This is a genomic window from Ancylobacter mangrovi (assembly GCF_024752355.1).
In the GTDB taxonomy this organism is placed as follows: domain Bacteria; phylum Pseudomonadota; class Alphaproteobacteria; order Rhizobiales; family Xanthobacteraceae; genus Ancylobacter; species Ancylobacter mangrovi.
Genome location: NZ_JANTHZ010000007.1, coordinates 84894 through 109360, shown reverse-complemented (window position 1 = coordinate 109360; position 24467 = coordinate 84894). Strand labels below are relative to the sequence as shown.

Sequence of the window (24467 nt, the reverse complement as noted above, 5' to 3'; positions counted from 1 at the left end):
CGTGCACGAAGCCGTGCAATCGTCTTTTAACGAGTCCAATCGACAGGTCGGCGGCTTTCGCCGGGCCATGGCTGATGTATGAAAGGCAGCGGCGACGGCGCGCGGGGAATGGCGCGCCGCGCCGGAACGGAACGCGAGATGTGATGGATCCACGCAAGCCCGTACCCGCCGCCTCGCCATCCGCGCCCCAGGTGCCGCTCGGGACGTTCGTCTACCGCTTCGTGCTCGACGCGCTGCGCAATGGCGAGCTCAAGCCGGGCGAGCGGGTGCGCGAGCAGGACATCGCCGAGCGGCTGGGCGTGAGCCGGACGCCGGTGCGCGAGGCGCTCGGCCGGCTGGTGGAGAAGCGGCTGCTGGAGCCGGTCGGCGGGCGCGGCCTCGTGGTGCGCTCGCTCTCCGCCACCGAGATCGTCGACCTCTATGTGATGCGCGAGATCATCGAGGGCGCGGCGGCGCGGCTCGCCGCCCAGCACGCCTCGGCGCCGGAACTCGCCGCGATGGAGGACCTGCTGGCGCGCTTCGCCGCTCATCCGCAGGATGACGAGCGCGAGCTGGCGCGACTGAACCGGCTGTTCCACGATGCGATCCACCGCGCCGCCCGGAACCCCTATCTCGACAGCGCCTCGAGCGAGCTGCACGACGCGATCGCGCTGCTGGGTTCCACGACCTTCGCCGTTCCCGGGCGGGCACGCGAAGCGACGGGGGAACACGCCGCGATCCTGCAGGCGATCGCCGCGCGCGACGCCGACCGCGCCGAGCAGGCCGCGCGCGCCCATATAAGGGACGCCTTCCGCGCCCGGCTGGGGCTGATCGGCGGCGCCTAGCCCGGCGCTTGGGGCGGAAGGGCAGGGGCGAGCCGCTGGCGGTTGACGCGGCCGGCGAGGGAGCACTAAAGCAGGCAACCGGGCGCAACGCCCGGCGCATCGGTCGTCAGCGCTCCGTCAGGACCTGGCTACCGGCGACCCGCCAGGCGGCTTTCGGCGCGCGAAGGGCCGACGGGCATCCCGGCGGCACGGTATGGAAGTGTGGCCGAGTGGTTGAAGGCACTGGTCTTGAAAACCAGCAACCCGCAAGGGTTCGTGGGTTCGAATCCCACCGCTTCCGCCATTTCAGTCCGCAGCCGGGCACGCCAATGCCCGCCGAATTCCCTCCCCTGCGCAGCCATACGCGTTTTGAGCCGGCTGGATTTCGATCCCGTTATGCGTACCTCGCCCTCGCCGACCTCGATGCGCTGGGCCAATGCACTCGGATGATCCCGCCGATCGCCGCCCCCGGCGCACGGGAAGGAAGCGACGGGGGGCTCGATCACGGAATCGCCTCCGAGGCCCCCGAAAAGAGTTGAGCTTTGAGTTGGAGGTATAAAGTCACGCTGCGCATGACAATAAACCGTCTTTCATTCAAGTGCAGAGCAAGATGGAACGGTTCCAATATAACACTCTGCAACAATTATAATGTATTGCCAGGAACTTAACTTCGGGCGGGCCACATGGTAGCTCTCTTCGGGTGCGCGGCGGCCATGTGGAGTACGAGCCGGTTTCATGCAGTCCGATCTGTCGTTTGTATTCTCAGCGCACGAGGCGGAGCTGCGGAGCTATCTGCAGCGCCGGCTCGGCGACGGACATACGGCGTGCGATCTGGTGCAGGACACGTTCGTAAACGTGCTGGAGCGTCCGGAAACGCGCATTCAGAACATCCGGGCCTATCTTTATACCATCGCGAGAAACCTGCTGCTCAATCATCGCAAGCAGGAAGCAAGGCGCCGTACCGACACGGTGGCACCGGAGGCTTTTGCTGAAATAGCTGCCGATGAGCCCTCGCCCGAGGATGTGGTCGATTCGCGCCTCCAGCTGGAACGTATCCACCTGCTCGTGCAGGAACTGCCCCGGCGCACGCAGGAAATCTTCGCGCTGAACCGCATTGACGGCCTGACCCATGCCGAAGTCGCCCGGCAGTTGCGCATTTCCGAGAGTTCGGTGCAGAAGCATCTCGCCCTGGCGATCGCGCATATGACGCGCCGCCTGCGCGACCGCTGAGGTCGCATCGCCGCAGATGCACCTTCGATTTACTGTGTCGACCCCGCTCAGTTGTCCTATAGCGGGACGGTATCGAACTGCGAAAGCCCGGAAGTGAGCAGCATCGACGATCGCGCCGATGAGATCGGCATGCGTGCCGCCGAGTGGGTGGCGCGCCTCGATGGCTCGCCGCTGAGCGAGGAGGAGCAGCGCGCGCTGCGTTCCTGGCTCGAGGAGGCGCCGGACCACCGGGCCGCCTTTGAGGAGGCCGGCGCGACATGGCGGGAGCTTTCCCTGCTGCGGCATGATCCGGGTCCCTTGCGGGGCCTTTCGCGTACACGCCGGAAAAGCTCGGTGGCCCAGCGTGCGGTGAGGATCGGTGCGCTGCTTGGCCTTCTGGCGCTCGGCGCCGGCATCGCGCGCTATCAGTTCGGCGATCTGTGGCTGCTGGCGACGGCCGACTACCGCACATCGCCGGGCGAACTGCGGACGGTGACGCTGACCGACGGCAGTTCGGTCGAACTGGGCCCGGCGAGCGCCATCGTCGTCGACTTCGACGACAAGGAGCGGCGGGTGAAGTTTCTTGCCGGCGAAGTGTTCTTCTCCGCCATGCCGCGCACCGACCGGGAACCGCGCCCCTTCGTGGTCGAGGCGGCCGGCGGCACCACGACGGCGCTGGGCACGCAATTCGTCATCGAAGAAGCCGGCAGTGGCGCCGACGTGCTGGCGATCGAACATCAGGTCAATGTGGCATTGCAGCGGAACGGCGAGCGGCAAGGCGTCGTGCTCTCGCCCGGCGAAGAGGTGCGCTACACACCGGAGCGAGGCATGGGACGCGTGCGCTCGCGCGATGTCGAGACGGCAACGGCCTGGCGCCGCGGCATGCTGGTGTTCAACGGCACGCCGCTTCGTCATGTGGTCGAGACGCTGAACCGCTACCGACGCGGGCGCATCGTCATCCTCGACGAGACGCTTGCCCGCCGCCGGGTCAGCGGTGTGTTTGCGACCGACGATCTCGGGGATGCCATAGAGACGATGACCGCTGAACTCGGCATCAGCGCCAGATCGATTTATCCATTGATCACAGTGCTTTACTGATCGCGTCTGAATTTTCTCAACTTTTCGTTACGGACTCCGCCGGCTCAGTTGTCTTCCTTCCTGCGAACCGCCGCGCATTGCCGCCCGGCATGCGCTCCGTGCGATCTGGAAGGAACGACGCCTCATGACGACCCAAGTACATCGCAGCACAGGACGACTGCGCGGGCACTATTTCGCCGGTGCGGCGGCCAATGCCCTGGTCTTCGGTCTGACAGTCGCAGGTCTCGCCCTCTCGATGCCGGCCGCCCGGGCGCAAGGCACGGCGACCGTTGCTCCGGTGAAGATCGCTTTCGACATCCCCGCGCAGGATCTTAACCGGGCCATTCTCTCCTTCGCCCAGAAGGCCGGGGTGCGGGTGTTCTATGACACGGCGAAGTTCGGTGGACGCCGCTCTTCCGCGGTCTCCGGCACCTTGAGTGCGCCCGAGGCGCTCGACGCGCTGCTGCGCGGCACCGGCCTGACCTACCGCTTCACCGCGCCCAACCGCGTGACCATCGAGGATCCGACGTCTTCCGTGGGCATGGGTGGCCCCGACAGCGGCATCGCGCTCGACACCATCGCCGTCGAAGGCGAGGGTAGCGGCACGGTCGGCTATGTCGCCAATCGCGGCACGGTCGGCACCAAGACCGACACGCCCCTGATCGAGACGCCGCAATCGATTTCGGTGGTCACACGGCAGGAACTCAATGACCGCAATGTGCAGTCGCTGACGCAGGCGGTCGACTACACGCCCGGCGTGCGCACCGGCCAGAGTGGCTACGACCCGCGCTTCGACGTTTTTACCATCCGCGGCTTCGACACCACCTATAACGGCATCTTCCGCGACGGCCTGCGCTGGCCCGGCGCGAACATGTCGGTGTTCAAGATCGAGCCTTATGGCGTCGAGAGCGTATCGGTATTGCGCGGCCCGAGCTCGGCGCTTTACGGCCTCGGTTCGCCGGGTGGCCTGGTCGATGTCCAGTCCAAGCGTCCCACCGAAGAGGCCTTCGGCGAGATCGAGCTGCAGGGCGGCAATTATGACTGGCTGCAGGGCCAGTTCGATATTGGCGGCCCGATCGACAAGGACGGCCAGTTCCTCTACCGCCTGACCGGCCTGCTGCGCGATGCCGGTTCGCCGAACACGCTCGGCGGCGGCGTCAATGACATGACCTTCATCGCGCCGGCGCTGACGTGGAAGCCCACGGACCAGACCAAGATCACCTTCCTCGGCGAATATCAGAAGTCGGAGACCCCGGCGTCGCTGCCGTACTATGCCTGGGATGGCACGGGCAGCGAGACCTTCAGCCGGTCGCCCGGCGACTATAACAGCCAGCCGCAGGAACAGTGGCGTGTCGGTTACGAAGCCGAGCACGAGTTCAACGAGGTCTTCACCGTCCGTCAGAAGCTGCGCTACGGCAATGCCGACACCACGGTGCGCTACACCGGCCTGAACGATCTCGACCCGGACACCAACATTGCCAGCCGCTACACCGGCTATGTCCATGACCTCCTGGACGCCTTCGCCGTCGACAATCAGGTGGAGGCCAATTTCGCCACCGGCGCGATCGAGCACAAGCTGCTGGTGGGCCTCGACTATACCTATCTGTCGCTCGATGGCGGCATCGGCTTCGGCACCGCCGCGGATTACGACTACAACACCAACCAGCCGCTCGGCTCGACCGAGGATCCGCCCTTCAACTCGTCGCGCTATCGCCAGCGTCAGGCACAGACCGGCCTCTATATTCAGGATCAGATGCAGTTCGATCGCTGGATCCTGACCCTGTCGGGACGTCAGGACTGGGTCGACAGCAAGGACGAGGATCTGCTCAACAGCACGACCGAGAACATCGACGACAGCGAGTTCACCTGGCGTGCCGGCCTGACCTATCTGTTCGACAACGGCATTGCGCCTTACGTCAGCTACTCGACCTCCTTCGCGCCCAATCTTGGCGTCGATAGCAATGGCGATTCCTTCGATCCGACCACGGCGAAGCAGATCGAAGCCGGCGTGAAGTACCAGCCGGTCGGCTTTGACGGCTACTTCACCGCCGCCGTGTTCCAGATCAACCAGGAGAACGGGCTCGTCACCGACGAAAGCAATCCGCTCTACCAGGTGCAGACCGGCGAGGTGCGGGCCCGCGGCTTCGAACTCGAGGCGGTCGCCAATCTCGGGGCCGGCTGGCGCGTTCGCGGTGCTTACACCTATCTCGACCTCACCAATGTGGCCGGCGATCCGACGACGATCGGCCTGACGCCTTCGGGCCAGCCGCAGAACGCTTTTGCGATCTGGGCCGACTACCAGTTCCAGCCCGGCACCACGCTGGCGGGCCTCGGTGTCGGTGCCGGCGTGCGCTACACCGGCGCGACCTGGGGCGACAGTCTCAACACCTTCGAGAACGACGCCTACACGCTCGTCGACGCCAAGCTGAGCTACGACTTCTCGTATCTCAATTCGAAGCTCAAGGGCTGGAGCCTGCAGGTCAACGCCCAGAACCTGCTCGACGAGGATTACGTCACCTGTGACGCCGGCTATTGCTATCTCGGTGCCCCGCGCACGGTTCTGGCGGGCCTGAAGTACCGCTGGTGATGCGCGGCTCCCTGCATTCCCGCCGGGCGCTCATGCTCGGCGGGCTCGCGGCCGGCGTCCTCGCGCGCCCCTTTTCGGCGGCGGCGGTCACTGCCGGCAGCCGGCCCCGCATCGCCGCGATGGATTTCGGCCTCGCCGAGACGCTTATCGAAATGGGCCTGCCGCCCATTGCGGTGCCGGACCCGAATACATGGGCGGACTGGGTGGTCGAGCCTCCCTTGCCGGCGGATATCGTCAATCTCGGCACGGATCGCGAGCCGAACCTCGAACTGCTCGCTGCACTCAAGCCGGACCTCATCGTCACGACGCCGTTTCTCGACGACATCACCCCGCTGCTGGAGCGCTTCGCGCCGACGCGGACCTTCTCGGTCTATGCACCGCCGCCGGGTCCGATCTACGCTCGCAGCGTCGCGGCCACGCGCGAGCTTGCCGGCGCCGTCGGCATGGAGAGCGCCGGCGAGGACCTCATTTCCCGGGCGCAGACAGTGATGGACGAGGTTCGCGAGCACCTTGCCGCTGCGGGTCTTGGCGGAAGATCGCTGCTGATCGTCCAGTTTCTCGACACCCGGCACGTGCGTGTCTACGGCCGGGGCAGCCTGTTCGGCGACGTTCTCGAACGTTGCGGCCTGACCAATGGCTGGCCGCGAGCCAGCAATTACTGGGGCTTCAACACGGTCGGCATCGAGGAACTCTCTGTAAGCCCGGCGAGCGGCATCGCCTATCTCGAGCCGATTGCGCCCGACACGCTGGACAGGCTCGCGGCCAGCCCGCTCTGGAACCGTCTGCCGGCGGTCGAATCCGGGCGCATCTATCGACTGCCGGCGGCGCTGATGTTCGGCATGCTGCCTGCGGCCATGCGTTTCGCGCGGCAGATATCGCTCGTGCTCGGCGGAGCGCCGTCCAATGGGTGATGTGGCCGTGTCGAGCTCGGGCGGCATGCGTCCGAAGCTGCGCCCGCTTGCGCTGGTTCTGCTGCTGGGCCTCCCGGCGGTCCTCGCCTGCACGGCCAATCTGTCGATGCAACTGCCGCCCCAAAAATGGTGGCGCGCGCTCGTCGAGCCCGACACGGCCGATATCGCCGAACTGCTGGTGTTCTACAGCCTCGCACCGCGTCTCGCCGTCAGCCTGCTGGCCGGTGCTGCGCTTGGGCTGTCGGGTGCTCTGTTGCAGCAGGTGCTGCGCAACCCGATCGCCTCGCCGACCACGCTCGGCGTCGAGGCGGGTGCCAATCTCGCTCTCGGCGCAACGCTGATCTTCGCCCCGGTGCTCATCGGCTTCGGGCGGGAATGGGTGGCGTTAGGGGGCGGGCTGCTCGCCATTCTGCTCGTATTGCTGCTGTCGCGGCGCAGCGGCTTTGCGCCGCTGGTCGTCATCCTCGCCGGCATGGTGACTGGCCTTGCCTGCGCTTCGCTGGCGGCGCTGCTTACCCTGTTCAACAGCCACTACCTCGCCGGGCTGTTTCTGTGGGGTGCGGGCTCGCTGAGCCAGCAGGACTGGTCGGTTGCCGCCGAGCTGGCGCCGCGCATCGCCGTGGCGGGCATCGCGGCGGTGCTGCTGCTCCGGCCGCTGACGCTGCTGGGGCTCGAGGATTCCGCGGCGCGCAGCCTCGGCCTGTCGCTCAGGCTGTTCCGCTTTGCCGCGCTGGCTGTGGCGGTGGCGCTGAGCGCCTTCGTCGTCGCCAGTGTCGGCAGCTTCGGGTTCATCGGCCTGGCGGCTCCCGTGCTCGCCCGCCTGAGCGGAGCACGACGGCTCGGCTCGCGGCTGGTCGCGGCCGCGCTGCTTGGCGCTGCCCTGCTTTGCCTCACCGACCAGATGGTGATGCTGCTCTCCAGTTCCTATGAGATGATGCTGCCGACCGGCGCCGTCACGGCGATGCTCGGCGCGCCGCTGCTGCTGTGGATGGTGCCCCGGCTCAACCTGCCGCCGCACAGCGTCTCCGGGCTCATCTCGCCTGCGATGAACATGATCCGCCCGGCACCGCTTCTCGCCGGGCTGGCCGTTCTGCTGCTGGTCGTTTCCGCGATTTCGGCAACCGTCGGGCCAGGCGTGAAAGGATGGGGCGCCGCGCTGCCGGGCGATCTGCTGTGGTCGCTTCGATTCCCACGCATTCTCGCGGCGATTGCGGGCGGAACATTGCTGGCCGTGGCCGGCGGCATCCTCCAGCGCATGACCGGCAACCCGATGGCGAGCCCGGAAGTGCTGGGCGTGAGCGCGGGTGCGGCCGGCGGGCTCATGGTCGCGCTGTTCCTGTTCGATTTATCCGCCCGTACCGGGCAGGTGCTCGCCACGACGGCGGGTGCATCGCTGGCTCTGGTTGTGATCCTGGCCCTTGCGCGTGCGTCGAAAGGGGCGCCTGAGCGGGTGATCCTGGCAGGCATCGCCATCGGGGCGTTGCTCGATTCCCTCGTCAGCATCCTGATGGCGAGCGGCGATCCGCGCGCCATGCGCCTGTTCAACTGGATGACCGGCTCCACCTACGGGGTCGATACCGCTTCCGCCATCGGCAGCATCGTTGCCGCCGCGCTGGTGCTTGCGGCGCTGCCGATGGTCGCGCGCTGGCTCGAAATCCTGCCGCTCGGCGATGCCTCCGCGCGGGCGCTCGGTATCTCGTCGCTCTTGAGCCGTTCGCTGCTGCTCGCGCTGGCCGCGCTTGCGACCGCTCTCGCGACGCTGCTGGTCGGGCCGCTGTCCTTTGTCGGGCTGGTTGCCCCGCCGCTCGCCCGTCTCGCCGGGCTCCGGCGGGCCTTGCCCGAACTTGTCGGCGCCGCGTTGCTCGGGAGCGCGATCATGGTCGGCGCCGACTTCATCGGCCGCACCATCGCCTTTCCCTGGCAACTCCCCGCGGGTCTGGTCGCTTCGGCGATCGGAGCCCCCGTGTTCCTCTGGCTCCTCACACGCAGGCAGACACCATGACCGCCGCCCTCATTCCTCAAACGACGGTTTTCGATCTTGCGCCGGGCGATGGGAGTGCCACCTGGCGCATCTTCCTCTATCAGCCGCCGGGTGAGCCGCCAGCGGAGGGCTGGCCGGTGCTCTATTACACCGATGCCAATGCGGTCGCCGGAACCGCGGCGGACACGATGCGGGTGCAGGCCGCCTGGCCGCTCGGCACCGGAATCGAGTGGGGCGTGATGGTCGGCATCGGCTATCCCGTCGACGATGCCTATGACGGCGTGCGCCGTTCCTGGGATCTCGGCCCGCCGCCGGGCAAGACCTACCCGCCCTTCACGGCCGATGGCCCGGACGTCCGCACCGGTGGCGCCGACGCGTTCCTCGCCTTCATCGAAGACGAGCTGAAGCCCGAAATCGCCCGGCGCGTGCCGATCGACACGAGCCGTCAGTCGATCCTCGGCCATTCCTTCGGCGGGCTTTTCGTGCTGCACGCTTTATTCCGTCGTCCGACAGCCTTCTCCCGCTGGATCTCCTCCAGTCCCGCCATCTGGTGGGAGGGCGGCGGGATCGTCGCCGCGGCGGAGGCCTTCGTCGCCAAGGGAGACACCCATGAGGGCCGGGTGATGCTGCTGGTCGGCGAGTATGAGCAGAAGCTCGCGCCGTTTCAGGTCGGCGCCTGCGATGAGGAGAAGCGGCTCGCCAACTTCGAGGAGAGCCGGATCGTCGACCACACAAGGGAGATGGCGGAACGGCTGGCGATGGCGCCGGGGCTAACCACGCAATACGTCTTCCTGCCCGGCGAGACGCACATGTCGGTGCTGCCCGCGACCATCAATCTCGGCATCCGCTTCGCCTTTGGTCGGGATCCGGCATGACGGACACTTCCGCAGAGACGCTGTTCGAGCTGGCCGACGCGCATTTCAGCGTGGACGGGCGCATGTTGCTGCATCCTCTCAGCCTGAAGGTGCCGGCGGGCAAGGTCGTCGGGCTGATCGGCCATAATGGCTCAGGCAAGTCCACCCTGCTCAAACTGCTCGGCCGGCAGCTTGAGGCGAGTGGTGGCCATATCGGTTTCGAAGGACGCCCGCTCGACGACTGGAGCACCCGCGCCTTCGCCCGCCGCGTCGCCTATCTGCCGCAGACCGCGCCGGCGACCGGCGGCATGACCGGGCGCGAACTGATCGCGCTGGGCCGCTATCCCTGGCACGGGGCGCTGGGCCGTTTCTCGGCCGAGGATCGCCGCAAGGTCGAGCAGGCGATCGAGCTGACCAGCACCGGATCCCTCGCGCACCGGCTGGTGGACACATTGTCGGGCGGCGAGCGCCAGCGCGTGTGGATCGCGATGCTGGTGGCGCAGGACGCCCGCTGCCTTCTCCTCGACGAGCCGACCTCGGCGCTCGACATCGCCCACCAGCTCGAAGTGCTGGATCTGGTCCGCTCGCTCTGCCGCGAGAACGGTACGGGCGTCATCGTCGTGCTCCACGACGTGAACATGGCCGCACGCTACTGCGACGACATCATCGCGCTGCACAGCGGCAGGATGATCGCGCGTGGCGCGCCGGAGGACATCATCACGCCGCCGACGCTCCGGGCGATCTACGGGATCGAGATGGAAGTGATCCGCCAGGAGAGCGGACGAGATGTTGCCGTGCCGCGGGAGTGATGGCGCGCCGGGGTGAGATGGGTTTGGACGGAAATGGACCGGACCTGCCCCTGCTGTGAAGGCTGTGTCACTCGAGCGGTGCCAGGCGTGTCCGGAGCCGCGCTTGGCTGGCACGGCTCCGCCAACGACATCGCGTAATTCATTGATGTATTGCACTTTTTAATGTGGCGCGCGCCTGCCTACGGTCGCGCCGGCGATCGATCTCGCTTGCATGTTTGCGACCCGGAGGACGCAATCGATCTTCAACCCGTGATAGCCGATGACGGGAAATGCAAAGCTCTTCGCGGCGAATTGATCCCATTGTCGGCCTCGCAGAAGAAGAACGAGGAAACCGAAATTGGGAAACTGCATGCGCCGCGCCGCACGAGGAGAGCCGCGCGAACTGACGGTCGGGATAGGGTTCAACTCCGACGAGGCGACCTGCGTGTTCGCCGACACCAGCACCGAGCAGATCACGCAGATCGTCGACGCGGTCCCCGTGGCGAAGCTGCGCGCCAGCGCCCGTGCGCTGATGGCCGATGCCGCGCCGCTGACGCGCGCACCTTCCGGGTTTCGGGAGGCGGCGCAATGAACGCGACCGTCTCATTATCGCTCTGGATGTTTCTCCTCGGCCTTTGGCTGGCGGCGGCCTTCGGCTTCGGCGCCGGCTTTCTCTCGGCCGCGCTGTGCGGGATGAACAAGGAAAGCGACCATGGCTGACACGTCCATCCCACTCGTCATTCCCAGCGGCGTCGGACCGCCGGAAGAAAGCCGACAAGAACAGCAGTGAAGGGTCTCCCGGAAGCGAAATGAGGCCGTCGTGAACAATGGGAAACAGGCGCCGCTCGGTCTTCGCGCCGCGCCGGCCAGTCGACCGAAACGAATTTTAAGATCTGGAGAAAAGCAATGAAGCCACGAACGGCGATGGCGGCAACGATGCTCGCGGCCTCCCTTCTGCTGGGAGCCGGAGCCGGCCACACTCAGAATCTCACCCAGGAAGAGGCGAATACGATCGCCGTGGAGGCGTATCTGTATGTCTATCCGCTCGTCACCATGGACCTGACGAGGCGGCAGATGACCAGCCTCGATCCGGCCAAGAACGCCTTCGGCGGGCCGGAGAACTGGTTCACGAATGTTCGCGCCTATCCGCCCGCGAACGAGAAGGCGGTGGTTCGGCCGAACTTCGACACGCTCTACTCCTCCACCTTCCTCGACCTGACCAGGGAACCCGCGATCGTCTCGGTTCCCGATACTGGCGGGCGCTACTACCTGCTTCCCATGCTCGACATGTGGACGGATGTCTTCGCCTCACCGGGCTGGCGGACGACCGGCACCAAGGCGGCGAACTTCCTCGTGACGCCGCCCGGCTGGCGGCCGGAGCTGGGCGAGGATTTCGCGAAGGCGCTCGGCCTTCCCGAGGGCACGCGCAGGATTGAAGCGCCGACGCCGCTGGTCTGGATCATCGGGCGCACCAAGACCGACGGCCCTTCGGACTACGCGGCCGTTCACAAGATCCAGGACGGATTCAAGATCACGCCCCTGTCGAAATGGGGGCAGGAGATCTCGCCGCCGAAATTCTCGCCGGACCCGACCGTCGACACGAAGACGCCGCCGAAGGTCCAGGTCGATACCATGGCCGGAAAGGACTATTTCACCTATGCGGCCGAGCTTCTGAAGGTCGCCCCTCCGCACCTCACGGACCAGCCGATCATCGCGCGCATGGAGCGGCTTGGCCTGCGGCGCGGCGAGAGCTTCGATTTCGACGGCGCCGATCCGATCGTGAAGGCGGCCATCGAGGCCGCGCCGAAGACGGCACAGCAGCTGATGGCCTGGAAGGCGCCGAGGATCGCGGAAACCGTCAACGGATGGTCCATGGACGTCGACACGGTGGGCGTCTATGGCGACTATTATCTGAAGCGGGCGATCCTCACGCAGATCGGCCTCGGCGCCAACGTGCCGCAGGATGCGATCTATCCGATCGCGGTGACCGACGGCGACGGACAGCCGCTCGACGGCGCGAACCGCTATGTCCTGCATTTCGAGGCGTCGCAGATTCCGCCGGTCGACGCGTTCTGGTCGGTCACCATCTACGACAATGACGGCTTCCAGGTCGCGAACAGCCTGAACCGGTTCGCGCTGTCGAGCTGGATGCCCCTCGAGCGCAATCCCGACGGGTCGATCGACCTTTATTTCCAGAAGGACAGCCCCGGCAAGGACAAGGAGGCGAACTGGCTCCCGGCGCCCGACGGTCCATTCAACGTGACGATGCGGCTTTATGCACCGCGTCCCGAGGCGCTGATCGGGAAATGGGCGCCGCCGGCGATCGCCAAGGTCAAAGCGCTTCCGATGCAAAGGGCCCAGTAGCGGCCCGCAGCGGACGGGATGACGATGCGCATGCGGTCCCTTTCCGGCGCGGCCGGGGTGAGGGGCTCGCATGCGCGTCGCGCCGTCCCGGCGCGCGCGCCGCAAAGCCGCGAGAAGGAGCTGCCTCGACAAGCCGCGCATGGGGGCGGCGCGATCCGCCGCTCGCCCGGGCTTATCCCGGAGGAAGGAAGGGCGTCACGAGGTTCAAAGCCGAGAGAGCCGTGAGTCTTCGGCGACGCCAAGCTGACCATCGCGCTGCTCGGCCGGCTCACCCGTCACTGCGGCATAATCGACGACCGGCAGTGAGCGCGGGCCAATCAGGAACCGAATCCGGCCTCGGCCGCCGATGCTTCCTCGGGCCCCTCCGGCGCGCCGATCAAGGGTTCCCTTCCAGCGCCGTGTGCCGCCCTGAATTCCGAGGGCGTGCAGCCCATCCAGCGCCGGAAGGCCCTGGAGAAGCTGGCGTGATCCTCATAGCCGAGCAGCATCGCAACTTCGAGGATCGGTCTTTCCGATTCCCGCAAGAGGCTGAGCGCCCGCGCCCTGCGCGCCGCGTCGATCACCTCGCGATAGGTGTAGCCTTCCTGGCCAAGCATGCGTTGCAGGTGGCGGACGCTCGCGCCGGCCATGCGCGCCGTCCCATCGATGTCGGTCTGCCCGTCGAGAAGCCGCAGCGCCACGATGGCCGAAACGGAGCGGGCCGGTTCGGAGGCGCGCGACAGAACCAGATCGGCGACGACTTCCCGCAGCGTCACGACGTCGGAACCCTTCGCCGGACCCCGCACCCGCGGCGCGAGGAGATCTTCGGCAGCGAAGGCCAGCCCCGTGCCGCCGTGGCCGTAGCGGATCGGAATCTGCAGCCTGTCTTCGAGCAGATGGGCATCAGCGTCGCGGGGATAGGAGACTTCGATCCATTTCGGCGTCCATCGGGAGCCGAGATACTCTCTGGCGATGAGTATCATCGGTCCGATCAGGTGATCGGCGTGTTGGATGGCCGGCAGGCTGAACGGCGGTCCTACGCAGCGCCAGACCTGGTGAACGCCGCGCTGGACAAGCTCCAGCCTCCCGCTGACGGCGTGGGCGCGAAAGGTCCGGCAATAGCGCTCGATCGCCTGGCCGAGCGTCGGGGCGGCGGCGCCGTACATGCCCCACACGCCATAACCCCACGCCTTCGCCATTTCGAAGCCGACATCGACCCCGAACGTCCGGTCGCCCAGAAGGCGAGCGCATCTTTCGAAGACGGCGATCATGGAGCCCAGCGGCACGGGCGTCTGCGGCGCGCCGAGCACCGCGACGGGCAGCCCTTCCTGTTCGAAGGTGCTCCAGAGGGCGCGCTCCCCGGCCCGCTGTTCCAACACCGCCGGAAGCGGACCGAGGCCGTTTGCGCGGACGAGGGGCACCGATCGGTCAATCGCCATCCGTCGCCTCCCGGCCGTCGTGAAATTGTAAAACGCCAGCGTCGGTCATGACGAAACTTCGCGTGGTGCGCAAGCGGAAGCTGCATAGGCCGGAAGGTGACACGTCGGCGCCCTCCGGGGCGGCGCCGTTCCGGGGATGCGGCGCAAGGGAAGCAGTGCCGCCGTTTGATTTTCCGGCCGTCCGACACCTTTCCGTGCCGGAGGGGAGGGAGGTGCCCGGATGCTCGTCAGGTGCGCGATGATGCGGCGGCGATCGGTCATCACGCGTCCTGCCCATCATGGCACGGCTCGAACGGCTACCGCGCCGCCGGAGGGTGAGCGCAGCTCTGTTCAGCACCATCGCCATGCCGCCGCCTCCGCGCCTTCCGCTTCAGAGGTAGGAAACCCGGCGGCGCGCGGCTTGCGAGCGTCGTCACAAGCTTACCGCGCGCCCGGCATTGAGGGGTGGAACGTTGCCCGGCGCGGTTGAACGCGGGGCGGGAATCGATATGAGTCCTGCCATGACCCTTCGCCCCCACGCTGCCGGACCGGCGCCGCGATGACGGCAGCCGCCAAGGTGTCCGTCGATCTCGGCACCCGTCCCGACGGGAGCCCGGCGGCGCTCGACCTCGAGGAACTGCTCGCCACCCGGCTGCTGGTGCAGGGCAATTCCGGCTCCGGCAAGTCGCACCTGCTGCGCCGCCTCATGGAGCAGAGCGCGCCCTGGGTGCAGCAGGCGGTGATCGATCCCGAAGGCGACTTCGTCACCCTGGCGGAACGCTACGGCCATGTGGTGGTGGATACGCGGCGGGGCGAGGCGGACCTCCAGCGCATCGCCGCGCGGGTGCGCCAGCATCGGGTCTCGGTGGTGCTGAACCTCGAGGAGCTCGACGCCGAGCAGCAGATGCGCGCCGCTGCCGCCTTCCTCGGCGGCCTGTTCGATGCGGACCGGGACTTCTGGTACCCGATGCTCGTGGTCGTGGACGAGGCGCAGCTCTTCGCCCCGATGGCGGCCGGCGAGGTCTCCGACGAGGCGCGCAAGGTCTCGCTCGGCGCCATGACCAACCTCATGAGCCGCGGCCGCAAGCGCGGCCTTGCCGGCGTCATCGCCACCCAGCGCCTCGCCAAGCTCGCCAAGAACGTGGCGGCGGAAGCCTCCAACTTCCTCATGGGCCGCACCTTCCTCGACATCGACATGGCCCGCGCCGCCGACCTGCTCGGCATGGAGCGGCGGCAGGCGGAGATGTTCCGCGATCTGAAGAGCGGCCACTTCATCGCCCTCGGCCCGGCGCTTTCGCGGCGCCCGCTGCCCGTCCATATCGGCCCGGTGCAGACCGCCGCGCGCTCCACCAGCCCGAAGCTGATGCCGATGCCGCAGCCCGCCTCGGTCGAGGACGCGCACGATCTCATCTTCATGCCCGGCGCCGACGAGGACCGCCTTTTCGCGCCGAGGCGGCCGCCGCCGGTGGCCTCGACGGCCGACGTGCTCGCCCAGCTCGCCCGCAGCGTGCCGCAGGTGCCCGCAGGCGTCGATGGCGCCCCCGAGGGTACGCCGGCGAATGCCCCGCAGCCCGCGCCCGCGCCTGCCCCCGCCGTGCCCGCCTTGTCGGCGGAGCAGCGCCAGGCGGCGATCGACGCGGCGCTGCGCGAGATATTGGGCGAGAGCGACGCCGCGTTCCGCACCATCGCCGTGCTCTATCAGGACTTTCTGGTGCGCTGCCGGATCCGCCGGGTCGGCGGCGAGCCGCTCAGCCTGCCGGCCTTCCGTCGCCGGCTCGCCGTGGCCCATGCCGGCATCGACCTCGCCGAGGCGGAGGCGGACGATTCCCCGTGGGGCGAGGTGCTCGCCATGGCCGGCGCGCTGCCCGAGGACATGCAGGGCACCTTCCTCACCGTGGCGCGCGCCGCCTTCGACCGCCGCCCCTGTCCGTCCGACGCGGAGGTAGCGCAGGCCTTCGGCAGCCGCTCGCCGGGCCGGGCGCGGCGGCTGCTCGCCTATATGGAGGAGCGGCAGGTGATCGTGTGCCGCCTCGACGGGCAGGGCCGGCGCATCATCGCCATTCCGGGCCTCGCCTGGGAGACCGAACCGGGCGATCCCAACGCGCCGGCGGGCGCCCGCGCGCCCGAGGCGACGCCTGCCGACTGAGGGCGGCGGATCGCCGGTTCAGGCGCTGATCCAGGTCCGGGCGGCGTCGGCCTCGGCGAGCCCGAACACCCGGGCCTCGGCGGGCATCATGAAGCGGAAGAACTCGGTGGCGTGCCGCAGCCAGGGGATGTCGGTGACCACGGCGACCTTGTCCCAGCCCGCGATGTGGCCCATGCCCAATCTGAGATCGGCCCACATCGCCCCCGGCTCGAAGCCGAGTGTGTCGCCTTTCACCTCGTAATAGACGCTGACCTTGCCATGCGTCGCGAACGCGGCCTCGACCTTCGGCGTCAGCACGGTCTCGTAGTCCTTGCTGCTGATCTGGCCCGATGCGCGGACCGCCACGACGTTCGGGGGAAAGCCTTCAAGCAGTTCGATCATGTCGTCCTCCTTCTGCCGCCGGCTCCGCGCGGAAGCGAGCCCAGCGCCGGGACGTCCGGCCTCGTGTCACCCGAGGTGCGGCGGGGCTTCGGCTGCCGACCCCTCCGCATCAGATATTGTGGAGAAAGGGCAGGGCAAGCCGCTCCCGCCCGGCATCGGCCGGATGTGATGCCGGGCGGCTTGCCTGCCGTGCGGGGCGCAACGCCTAGGGCGCGGGCGTCATGTCGCCCGGTCGCCAGGTCTGGTCGAACCACGGTTCGAGCGGTCCGTAGAGGCGCAGGATGATGTTGTAGCCCGTGCCGGCGGTGGTCTGGACCCAGTTCGCCTCCTTGCCGGCCGGCGCGCTCGGCCCGAACCACACCGTGACGCCGCCATCCGGGTTCGGCTTCACGTCCGGCAGCGTGCTGTCGATCCCGGCCAGCTTCTGGTCGGTTGGAAGCAGCGAGCGGGTCACGTTGTCGTAGACGGTGAAGGACCAGAAATCCTTGGCGGGTATCGGGCCGGGCAGCGTCACCCGGTAGGTGCGGCCGCCGTCGAGATAATCGCCCGCCGCATCGCGCACGGTGATGGCATAGGCCGAGCCGGTGCCCGGCCGGGCTTCGGTCATGGCCGGGGTGATGCCGGTCGCGTAGTAGAAGAACATCATGCGCGCGTCGAGGCGCCGCGCCGCGCCGTCGAGGAACCGGTAGCTGCCGCCCACGAACGCCGTGAACCATTGCCGGTCGGCATAGATCCGGGTCGCCGGGTCGCGGGAGGCGAACAGGTTGGTGCGGGCGATGGCGTTCCCCACCGCCACGGCGTCGGTCAGGATCGCCTTCATCCGCGCATCCGGCGCGAAGGGCTGGCCCTTGCGGATGCCGATGGCCGCATAGAGGCCGACCTCGTCCGGCTCCACCCAGTCGGCCGGCTCGTTCTGCACCACGTCGTTCAGCTCCTCGTAGAAGCTGAAATCGTTGGCGCTGATCGTGTTGAACTTTCGGCCGGAGAGGTCGACGAAGGGCGTCGTCGGCGGGTTCGCGGCGTCGGACAGCGCGAACACGGCCGCTTTCGCCCTGACCCCGGCCACCGCCGCCGCGATGTCGCCCTTCTCGACGAAGGCGCGGTAGAAGACCAGCAGCCGGTTGGTGCGCGGCTTCGCGACGCGGAAACCGTCCGCCGGCAGGCTCCCCGTGTAGCCCGGCGGCACGAACAGATAGTCGCCGCCCTTGCCGCCGTCCGGGCCGGTCAGCCCGACATCGGTGACCCATCGGAAATCGGCGTCGTCGACCGGCCCGAGCACGCGTGGGGGAATGCGAACGACCATCGGCCCCGCCGCGAGGTCGAGGCAGAGCATGGCGTAGACGGTGGTGGTGTTGGCGGTCAGGAACAGCGAACGGGCGTCGAGGAGACTTTCGGCGATGCCGATGCCCTTATTGGCCGGCGCCCCGGCCTCCGCCATGCCCCGGCACAGCGCATGGACCGAGGTCGCCGACATGCCCTGCAGGAAGGCGTCGATCCCACGGCCGAAGTCGAGCTGGTCGAATGCCTTCTGCGCGGTCGCGGCATCGGGGACGCCATTGGGAAAGCGCAGCGTGCCGATGCGCGTCTCCACGGTCTCGGGCGTCGTGATCTTGGCCGGCACGTCCGGCGCGTAGCGGGGCGGGGATTGCGCGCCGGCGAGGGCCGGCACCAGCGCAACCATCGTTGCAACGGCGGCCCCTAAGCTCAAGACGTTTCTAATGTTTTTCATGGTGCGTTTGCCTCCCGCATAAGTTTCGACGCGGTCTCAAGGCACGACTTGTCCTGTGGCGCGCACGTGCGGGAACCCGGCCCGGGGCGCGCGTTCCAGAATACCCGCTCGCCGCGCCCTTTCCAACGGTAAGGCCGTGGGGCGGGTCGACGCTTGCGCGCCGGCGGCCTACGGCTCCACTTGCGCCGTGCGGCCGTTCGGGAGTAGCCGGTCGTCAGGCTCGCTCCATCCAGCAATCGGGAATCCACCATGGCCTACGATGCCGATATCGCGATCATCGGCGCCGGTGCGGCCGGCGTAGGGGCGGCGCGGCGCCTCGTCGGCACCGGGCTTTCCGTGCTGGTGCTGGAAGCGCTCCCACGCGTCGGCGGCCGTGCCTGGACCCGCGAGGCGGCGGGCATCGCGGTCGATCTCGGCTGCGGCTGGCTGCATTCGGCCGACCGCAACCCGTGGTGCGGCATCGCCGAGGAGGTGGGCTTCGCCATCGACCGCAGCGAGCCCGGCTGGGGCGCGCAATATGGCGATCTGGGCGCCCCGGCCGAGCAGTGGCGCGCGGCCCGGCAGGCCTTCGACGACTGGAGCGAGCGGCTGGCGGCCGAGCCTCCGGCAAGCGACCGGGCTTCCGACGCACTGGAGCCGGGCGGGCGCTGGACCGCCTATCTTGAGGCGCTCAGCGGCTATATCAGCGGGGACGAGCTGGAGCGCATCTCCGCGCGCGACTATGTCGCCTATAGCGAGGCCTCCACCTATCGGAACTGGCGGGTGCGGGCGGGATACGGGACGCTGATCGCGAGCAGCCTTCCGGCCGACACGTCGCTCCGGCTCGCGACGCCGGTCGAGGCGGTCACGCTTAAGGCGGATGGCGTGGCGCTGGCGACGCCGGCCGGTACGGTGCGCTGCCGGGCCGCCATCGTCACCGCCTCGACCCATGTGCTGGCCGGCGAGTCCATCAGGTGGCCGGCCGGCCTCGACCCCTGGCGCGAGGCGGCGACGCGCCTGCCGCTCGGCCGCAACGAGAAGCTGTTCCTCGAGATCGTCGGAACCGGCCCCTTCGAGCCCGAGACACATGTGCTCGGCGCCATCGACGACCCCGCCACCGGTGCGTACTACATCCGCCCGTTGGGCCGGCCGGTGATCGAGTGCTTCCTCGGCGGCGCCGGGGCCCGCGCCGCGGAGGCGGAAGGCCACGAGGCGGCCTATGCGCGCGCCATCGATGAGCTTGCCGGCCTGTTCGGCGCCTCGGTGCGCGGCTGCCTCAGGCCCTTCATGGCCTCCGACTGGGCCGCGACGCCCACCATCGGCGGCGGCTACAGCTATGCGCGGCCGGGCTGTGCGCCGTCCCGTCTCGCGCTCGCCCGGCCGTTCGAGGATCGCCTGTTCTTCGCCGGCGAGGCGACCCACCCGACCGACTTCTCGACCGCCCATGGCGCCTATGAGACCGGCATGCGCGCAGCCGGCGAGGCGATGGCCGCGCTCACCCTCCGTCCCAGCCGCGCGGGAGCCGGCGCGAAGGGCTGACCGCGCACGACTGAGGCCGGAAGCCGCCCCCTCGGCGCCTCTCACATTGGCTGCACGGCGCGGGGACCGCCCGGCTTTACGCCGGCGTTACGCGCTTTCCGCGTTTCCGCCTATCGCCTTTACGCTGCTCACGGGTAGCTCCGGGTCATCAAAACCGGAGCTCACCATCATGGACATGCTCATCTATCTCGGCGGCGGGCTGGTGCTCTTCGCCCTTGCCGGCGCGGCGGTCCTCGCAGCGGACCGTCTGTGAGGCGCGCCATGGCTTTTTCATCCATCCCTCTCGATCTCGTCCTCGGCCTCGGCGTGGCCGTCCTGCTCTTCGTCTATCTGCTCGCGGCGCTGCTGCGCCCCGAGCTGTTCTGAGGGCGCGCCATGACCAGCGATCTCCTTCAGTTCGTCCTCTACGCGGTCCTGCTGACGGCCATCGCCGTCCCGCTCGGCGCCTATATGGCGGCGGTCTTCGCCGGCGAGGTACGCTTCCTCGCGCCCGTCGAGCGGGCTCTGCTCGGCGCGGCGGGTGCCGGCGCGCGGCAGAGCCAGTACTGGAGCGCCTACGCGCTCGCGCTGCTCGTCTTCAACGCGGCCGGCTTCGCGCTGCTGTTCCTCGTGCTGGTGGGGCAGGGCCATTTGCCGCTCAACCCGCAGGGCTTCGCCGGCCTTTCCCCCCGGCTCGCCTTCAACACCGCCATTTCCTTCGTCACCAACACCAATTGGCAGGCCTATGGCGGGGAGACCACGCTCTCCAATTTCAGCCAGATGGCGGGCCTCACGACGCAGAACTTCCTCTCCGCCGCCACCGGCATGGCGGTCGCGGCCGCCGTGGCGCGGGGCTTTGCCGCGCGGCAGGCGAGGGCGATCGGCAATTTCTGGGTCGATCTCGTCCGCGCCACGCTCTACGTGCTGCTGCCGGGCGCCGTCCTCCTCGCGCTCGTCTTCGCCTTCTGCGGCATGCCGCAGACGCTCGCCTCCGCCTTCGACGCGACGACGCTGGAGGGCGCCAAGCAGACCATCGCGCTCGGCCCGGTGGCGAGCCAGGTGGCCATCAAGCAGCTCGGCACCAATGGCGGCGGCTTCTTCAACGTCAACTCGGCCCACCCGCTGGAAAACCCGACCGCGCTGAGCAATTTCATCTCGACGCTCGCCATCCTCGCCCTGCCGGCCGGCTTCTGCTTCACCTATGGCCGCATGGTGGGCGACCGCCGGCAGGGGCGGGCGCTGTTCGCCGCCATGGCGCTGCTGTTCCTGGCGGGCTTCGCCGCGATCTACGCCGCCGAGCGGGCCGGTAACCCGCTGCAGGCCGGGCTGGTGGAGACCGTGTCCGGCAACATGGAAGGCAAGGAGGTGCGCTTCGGCCTCCTCGGCTCGACGCTGTGGGCCGCCGCCACCACCGCCGCCTCCAACGGCTCGGTGAACGCCATGCATGACAGCTTCACGCCGCTGGGCGGGCTTGTCGCCATGCTCAACATCCAGCTCGGCGAAGTGGTGTTCGGTGGGGTCGGCGTCGGGCTCACCGGCATGCTGCTGTTCGTGGTCCTCACCGTCTTCCTCGCCGGGCTGATGGTCGGGCGCACGCCCGAATATCTCGGCAAGAAGATCGAGGCCCGCGAGGTGAAGCTCGCCGCGGTGACGCTGCTCGTCATGCCGCTCGGCGTACTCGTCCTCGCCGCGCTCGCCATCGCGGCCGGCACGGCGCAGGGCTCGGCGCCCAATCCGGGGCCGCACGGCCTGTCGGAGCTGCTCTATGCCTATTCCTCGGCAACGGGGAACAACGGCTCGGCCTTCGCCGGCTTTTCCGCCGACACGCCCTGGCACGACACCTTTCTCGGCATTGCCATGATGCTCGGGCGCTACGGCTACATCATCCCCATCCTCGCCATCGCCGGCAGCCTCGCCGCCAAGAAGACGGCGGCGGAGACCGCCGGCACCTTCCCCACCCATGGCGCGCTGTTCGTGACGCTCCTCATCGCCACCATCCTCATCGTGGGCGCGCTCACCTTCCTGCCCGTCCTCGCCCTCGGCCCCATCGCGGAACAGGTTTCGCTGCTGGCCGGCCGGACCTTCTAGAGGCATCCCATGAGCAAGCATTCTCCCGTCGAGTTCGGCCTGCTGGCGCCGGACATCATCGTCCCGGCCATGGGCCAGGCGCTGCGCAAGCTCGATCCGAGGTCGCTGGCACGCAATCCGGTGATCTTCTCCACCGCGCTGGTGAGCCTCCTCTCCACCGTGCTGGTGGTGCGCGAGGGGTTGCAAGGCGGGCCGGCCTTCGCGATCGGCCTGCAGATCACCGTGTGGCTGTGGTTCACGGTGCTGTTCGCCAATTTCGCCGAGGCGGTCGCCGAGGGGCGGGGCAGGGCCCGTGCCGACGCCTTCCGCGCCACCCGATCGAGCGTGCAGGCGAAGGTGATCGCCGACCCGCGGCAGCGCACCGGGTTCCGCGTGCGCGACGTCGATCGCCTGGAGATCGGCGAGCTGATCCTCGTCGAGGCGGGCGACATCGTTCCCACCGACGGCGAGGTGGTGGAGGGCGTGGCCTCGGTGGACGAGAGCGCCATCACCGGCGAAAGCGCACCGGTGATCCGCGAATCCGGCGGCGACCGCTCCTCGCTCACCGGCGGCACGCGCCTCGTCTCCGACTGGCTGGTGGTGCGCGTCAGCGCGAGGCCCGGCGAGACCTTCCTCGACCGCATGATCGCGCTGGTGGAAGGGGCGAAGCGCCAGAAGACGCCCAACGAGATCGCCCTCGACATCCTGCTTGCGGGCCTCACCCTCGTCTTCCTGCTGGTGGTGACGACGCTGCCCTTCTTCGCCGCCTGGTCCGGCACGACCATCCCGGTGGTCTATCTCGCGGCGCTGTTCGTCACCCTGATCCCGACCACCATCGGCGGGCTGCTCTCGGCCATCGGCATCGCCGGAATGGACCGGCTGGTGAAGGCGAACGTCATCGCCAAGTCCGGCCGGGCAGTGGAGGCGGCGGGCGACATCGACGTGCTGCTGCTCGACAAGACCGGCACCATCACCTTCGGCAACCGCATGGCGGACGCCTTCGAGCCGGCGCCGGGCATCTCCGCGCGCCAGCTCGCCGAGGCCGCCTTCCTCGCCTCGCTCGCCGACGACACGCCGGAGGGACGCTCGATCGTCGATCTGGCGGCGCGCGACTTCGGCTTCGACGCCGCGCAGGCGGGCGCGGCGAGCTTCGTGCCCTTCAGCGCCCATACCCGCATGTCGGGCGTCGACCTTCCGGGCGGCGTCACGATCCGCAAGGGCGCCTCGGACGCGATGGCGGCCCTCACCGGCGCGCCGCTGAGCCCGGCGGTCGACCAGATCGTCAAGCGCATCGGCTCCTCCGGCGGCACGCCGCTGGTCGTGGCGCGGGACGGACGCGTGTTCGGGGTGATCCATCTCAAGGACGTGGTGAAGCCCGCCATCCGCGAGCGCTTCGCCGAGTTGCGGCGCATGGGCATCCGCACGGTGATGATCACCGGCGACAACCCGCTCACCGCCGCCGCCATCGCCGCCGAGGCGGGGGTGGACGACTTCCTCGCCGAGGCGACGCCGGAGCGGAAGCTTGAGCTGATCCGCCGCGAGCAGGCGGAGGGCCGCCTCGTCGCCATGTGCGGCGACGGCTCCAACGACGCGCCGGCGCTGGCGCAGGCCGATGTCGGCGTGGCGATGAATTCGGGCACGCCCGCCGCCAAGGAGGCCGGCAACCTGATCGACCTCGACAGCGACCCGACCAAGCTCATCGAGATCGTCATGGTCGGCAAGCAGCTCCTCATCTCGCGCGGCGCGCTCACCACCTTCTCGGTGGCGAACGATGTCGCGAAATACTTCGCCATCCTGCCGGCGCTGTTCGTGACCGCCTATCCGGGTCTCGCGGTGCTCGACGTGATGGGGCTCGGCACGCCGCAATCGGCCATCCTGTCCGCCATCATCTTCAACGCGCTGGTCATCGTCGCGCTGATCCCGATCGCGCTGAAGGGCGTGCGCTATTCGCCCGCGCCCGCCGCGACCCTGCTGGGCCGCAACCTGATGATCTACGGGCTGGGCGGGCTCGTCGTGCCCTTCATTGGCATCAAGGCGATCGACCTCCTGGTCGACCTCCTGCACCTCGCCTGAACGGAGAGAGCCATGATCCCCCATCTGCGTCCCGCGCTGGTGCTGCTGGCGCTGTTCACCCTGCTGACCGGCCTCGCCTATCCGCTGGCGATTACCGGCCTCGCGCAGGCCGCGTTTCCCTCCGCCGCCAATGGCTCGCCGGTGACGGTCGAGGGCCGGGTCGTCGGGTCGGCGCTCGTCGGCCAGGCCTTCGCCGCCGAACGCTATTTCCACGGCCGGCCCTCGGCGACCATGGGTCCCGATCCGAACGATCCCTCGGCGAGCGTCGCCAGCCCCTATAACGGCGCGAGTTCGGCCGGCTCCAACCTCGGCCCGAGCTCGGCCGCGCTGGCGGACGAGGTGCGCACGCGCGTCGCCGCGCTCGGCGGCGGCCCGGTGCCGGCGGACCTCGCAACGGCCTCGGCCTCCGGGCTCGACCCGGACGTCTCGCCCGGGGCGGCGCTGTTCCAGGTCGCGCGGGTCGCGAAGGCGCGCGGGCTCGACGAAGCGCTGGTGCGCGGGCTCGTCACCCGCCATATCATGGCGCGCACCTTCGGCCTTCTCGGCGAGCTGCGCGTCAACGTGCTGGCGCTCAACCTCGCCCTCGACGGCCTCGATCACTGA

At 68.5% G+C, this 24467-nt stretch carries 20 protein-coding genes and 1 tRNA gene; 18 read left to right on the top strand and 3 right to left on the bottom strand.

The genetic code is table 11. The annotated features are described in order from the left end of the window. Window positions 1–143 precede the first annotated feature (143 nt). From NVS89_RS15635 to NVS89_RS15580, 12 genes are all read left to right on the top strand, one after another. Window positions 144–824: a GntR family transcriptional regulator gene (locus tag NVS89_RS15635; RefSeq protein ID WP_258733696.1), complete on the top strand. Its 681-nt coding sequence runs from the start codon at window positions 144–146 to the stop codon at window positions 822–824. 195 nt (window positions 825–1019) lie between these two features. Beyond that, window positions 1020–1107 (top strand) — tRNA-Ser (locus NVS89_RS15630). 431 nt (window positions 1108–1538) lie between these two features. Further along, on the top strand, window positions 1539–2033 hold the full coding sequence (locus NVS89_RS15625) for an RNA polymerase sigma factor (protein WP_258733695.1): 495 nt from the start codon (window positions 1539–1541) through the stop codon (window positions 2031–2033). 93 nt (window positions 2034–2126) lie between these two features. Continuing rightward, on the top strand, window positions 2127–3110 hold the full coding sequence (locus NVS89_RS15620) for a FecR family protein (protein ID WP_258733694.1): 984 nt from the start codon (window positions 2127–2129) through the stop codon (window positions 3108–3110). Window positions 3111–3234: 124 nt separating this feature from the next. Continuing rightward, complete coding sequence (locus NVS89_RS15615; RefSeq protein WP_258733693.1) at window positions 3235–5676, top strand: TonB-dependent siderophore receptor; 2442 nt, start codon at window positions 3235–3237, stop codon at window positions 5674–5676. Window positions 5677–5708: 32 nt separating this feature from the next. Beyond that, window positions 5709–6587, top strand: coding sequence for an iron-siderophore ABC transporter substrate-binding protein (locus NVS89_RS15610; protein ID WP_258733692.1), 879 nt, complete (start codon window positions 5709–5711; stop codon window positions 6585–6587). Further along, window positions 6580–8589 carry a Fe(3+)-hydroxamate ABC transporter permease FhuB gene (gene fhuB, locus NVS89_RS15605; RefSeq protein WP_258733691.1) on the top strand — a complete coding sequence of 670 codons (2010 nt, stop codon included), beginning with the start codon at window positions 6580–6582 and terminating at the stop codon, window positions 8587–8589. The genes NVS89_RS15610 and fhuB overlap by 8 nt, the downstream gene beginning before the upstream one ends. After that, complete coding sequence (locus NVS89_RS15600; protein WP_258733690.1) at window positions 8586–9443, top strand: alpha/beta hydrolase; 858 nt, start codon at window positions 8586–8588, stop codon at window positions 9441–9443. Before fhuB ends, NVS89_RS15600 begins: the two co-directional genes overlap by 4 nt. Next, window positions 9440–10231 carry an ATP-binding cassette domain-containing protein gene (locus tag NVS89_RS15595; RefSeq protein ID WP_258733689.1) on the top strand — a complete coding sequence of 264 codons (792 nt, stop codon included), beginning with the start codon at window positions 9440–9442 and terminating at the stop codon, window positions 10229–10231. The genes NVS89_RS15600 and NVS89_RS15595 overlap by 4 nt, the downstream gene beginning before the upstream one ends. 349 nt (window positions 10232–10580) lie before the next feature. Further along, a complete protein-coding gene (locus NVS89_RS15590) occupies window positions 10581–10802 on the top strand; it encodes a hypothetical protein (RefSeq protein WP_258733688.1) in 222 nt (73 codons plus the stop codon). Next, entirely contained in the window at window positions 10799–10930 is a 132-nt protein-coding gene (locus NVS89_RS15585) for a hypothetical protein (RefSeq protein WP_258733687.1), read from the top strand. Before NVS89_RS15590 ends, NVS89_RS15585 begins: the two co-directional genes overlap by 4 nt. A gap of 186 nt (window positions 10931–11116) precedes the next feature. Further along, the gene (locus tag NVS89_RS15580; protein WP_258733686.1) at window positions 11117–12574 is read left to right on the top strand and encodes a DUF1254 domain-containing protein; all 1458 of its coding nucleotides are present in this window, start codon (window positions 11117–11119) and stop codon (window positions 12572–12574) included. 317 nt (window positions 12575–12891) lie between these two features. Here NVS89_RS15580 and NVS89_RS15575 read toward each other — a convergent pair whose 3' ends face one another. After that, the gene (locus NVS89_RS15575; RefSeq protein WP_258733685.1) at window positions 12892–13992 is read right to left on the bottom strand and encodes a helix-turn-helix domain-containing protein; all 1101 of its coding nucleotides are present in this window, start codon (window positions 13990–13992) and stop codon (window positions 12892–12894) included. A 538-nt stretch (window positions 13993–14530) separates the two neighbouring features. Between NVS89_RS15575 and NVS89_RS15570 the strand changes: the two genes are divergently transcribed. After that, entirely contained in the window at window positions 14531–16117 is a 1587-nt protein-coding gene (locus NVS89_RS15570) for an ATP-binding protein (protein WP_258733684.1), read from the top strand. 18 nt (window positions 16118–16135) lie between these two features. On the opposite strand, the gene NVS89_RS15565 is transcribed toward NVS89_RS15570, so the two are convergent. After that, window positions 16136–16498 (bottom strand): SpoIIAA family protein, encoded by a 363-nt coding sequence (locus NVS89_RS15565; protein ID WP_258733683.1) that lies wholly within the window; start codon window positions 16496–16498, stop codon window positions 16136–16138. A 205-nt stretch (window positions 16499–16703) separates the two neighbouring features. Beyond that, on the bottom strand, window positions 16704–18179 hold the full coding sequence (locus tag NVS89_RS15560) for a DUF1254 domain-containing protein (protein WP_258733682.1): 1476 nt from the start codon (window positions 18177–18179) through the stop codon (window positions 16704–16706). A 297-nt stretch (window positions 18180–18476) separates the two neighbouring features. Here NVS89_RS15560 and NVS89_RS15555 point away from each other — a divergent pair, with 297 nt between their 5' ends. The 5 genes from NVS89_RS15555 to kdpC all read left to right on the top strand — a co-directional run bounded on the left by NVS89_RS15555 (window position 18477) and on the right by kdpC (window position 24467). Then, complete coding sequence (locus NVS89_RS15555) at window positions 18477–19745, top strand: flavin monoamine oxidase family protein (RefSeq protein ID WP_258733681.1); 1269 nt, start codon at window positions 18477–18479, stop codon at window positions 19743–19745. A 261-nt stretch (window positions 19746–20006) separates the two neighbouring features. Further along, the gene (gene kdpF / locus NVS89_RS15550) at window positions 20007–20111 is read left to right on the top strand and encodes a K(+)-transporting ATPase subunit F (protein ID WP_258733680.1); all 105 of its coding nucleotides are present in this window, start codon (window positions 20007–20009) and stop codon (window positions 20109–20111) included. Window positions 20112–20120: 9 nt separating this feature from the next. Beyond that, window positions 20121–21812, top strand: coding sequence for a potassium-transporting ATPase subunit KdpA (gene kdpA, locus NVS89_RS15545; protein ID WP_258733679.1), 1692 nt, complete (start codon window positions 20121–20123; stop codon window positions 21810–21812). 9 nt (window positions 21813–21821) lie between these two features. Further along, window positions 21822–23864 (top strand): potassium-transporting ATPase subunit KdpB, encoded by a 2043-nt coding sequence (kdpB, locus tag NVS89_RS15540; protein ID WP_258733678.1) that lies wholly within the window; start codon window positions 21822–21824, stop codon window positions 23862–23864. Between the two features lie 12 nt (window positions 23865–23876). Further along, window positions 23877–24467, top strand: coding sequence for a potassium-transporting ATPase subunit KdpC (gene kdpC / locus NVS89_RS15535; protein ID WP_258733677.1), 591 nt, complete (start codon window positions 23877–23879; stop codon window positions 24465–24467).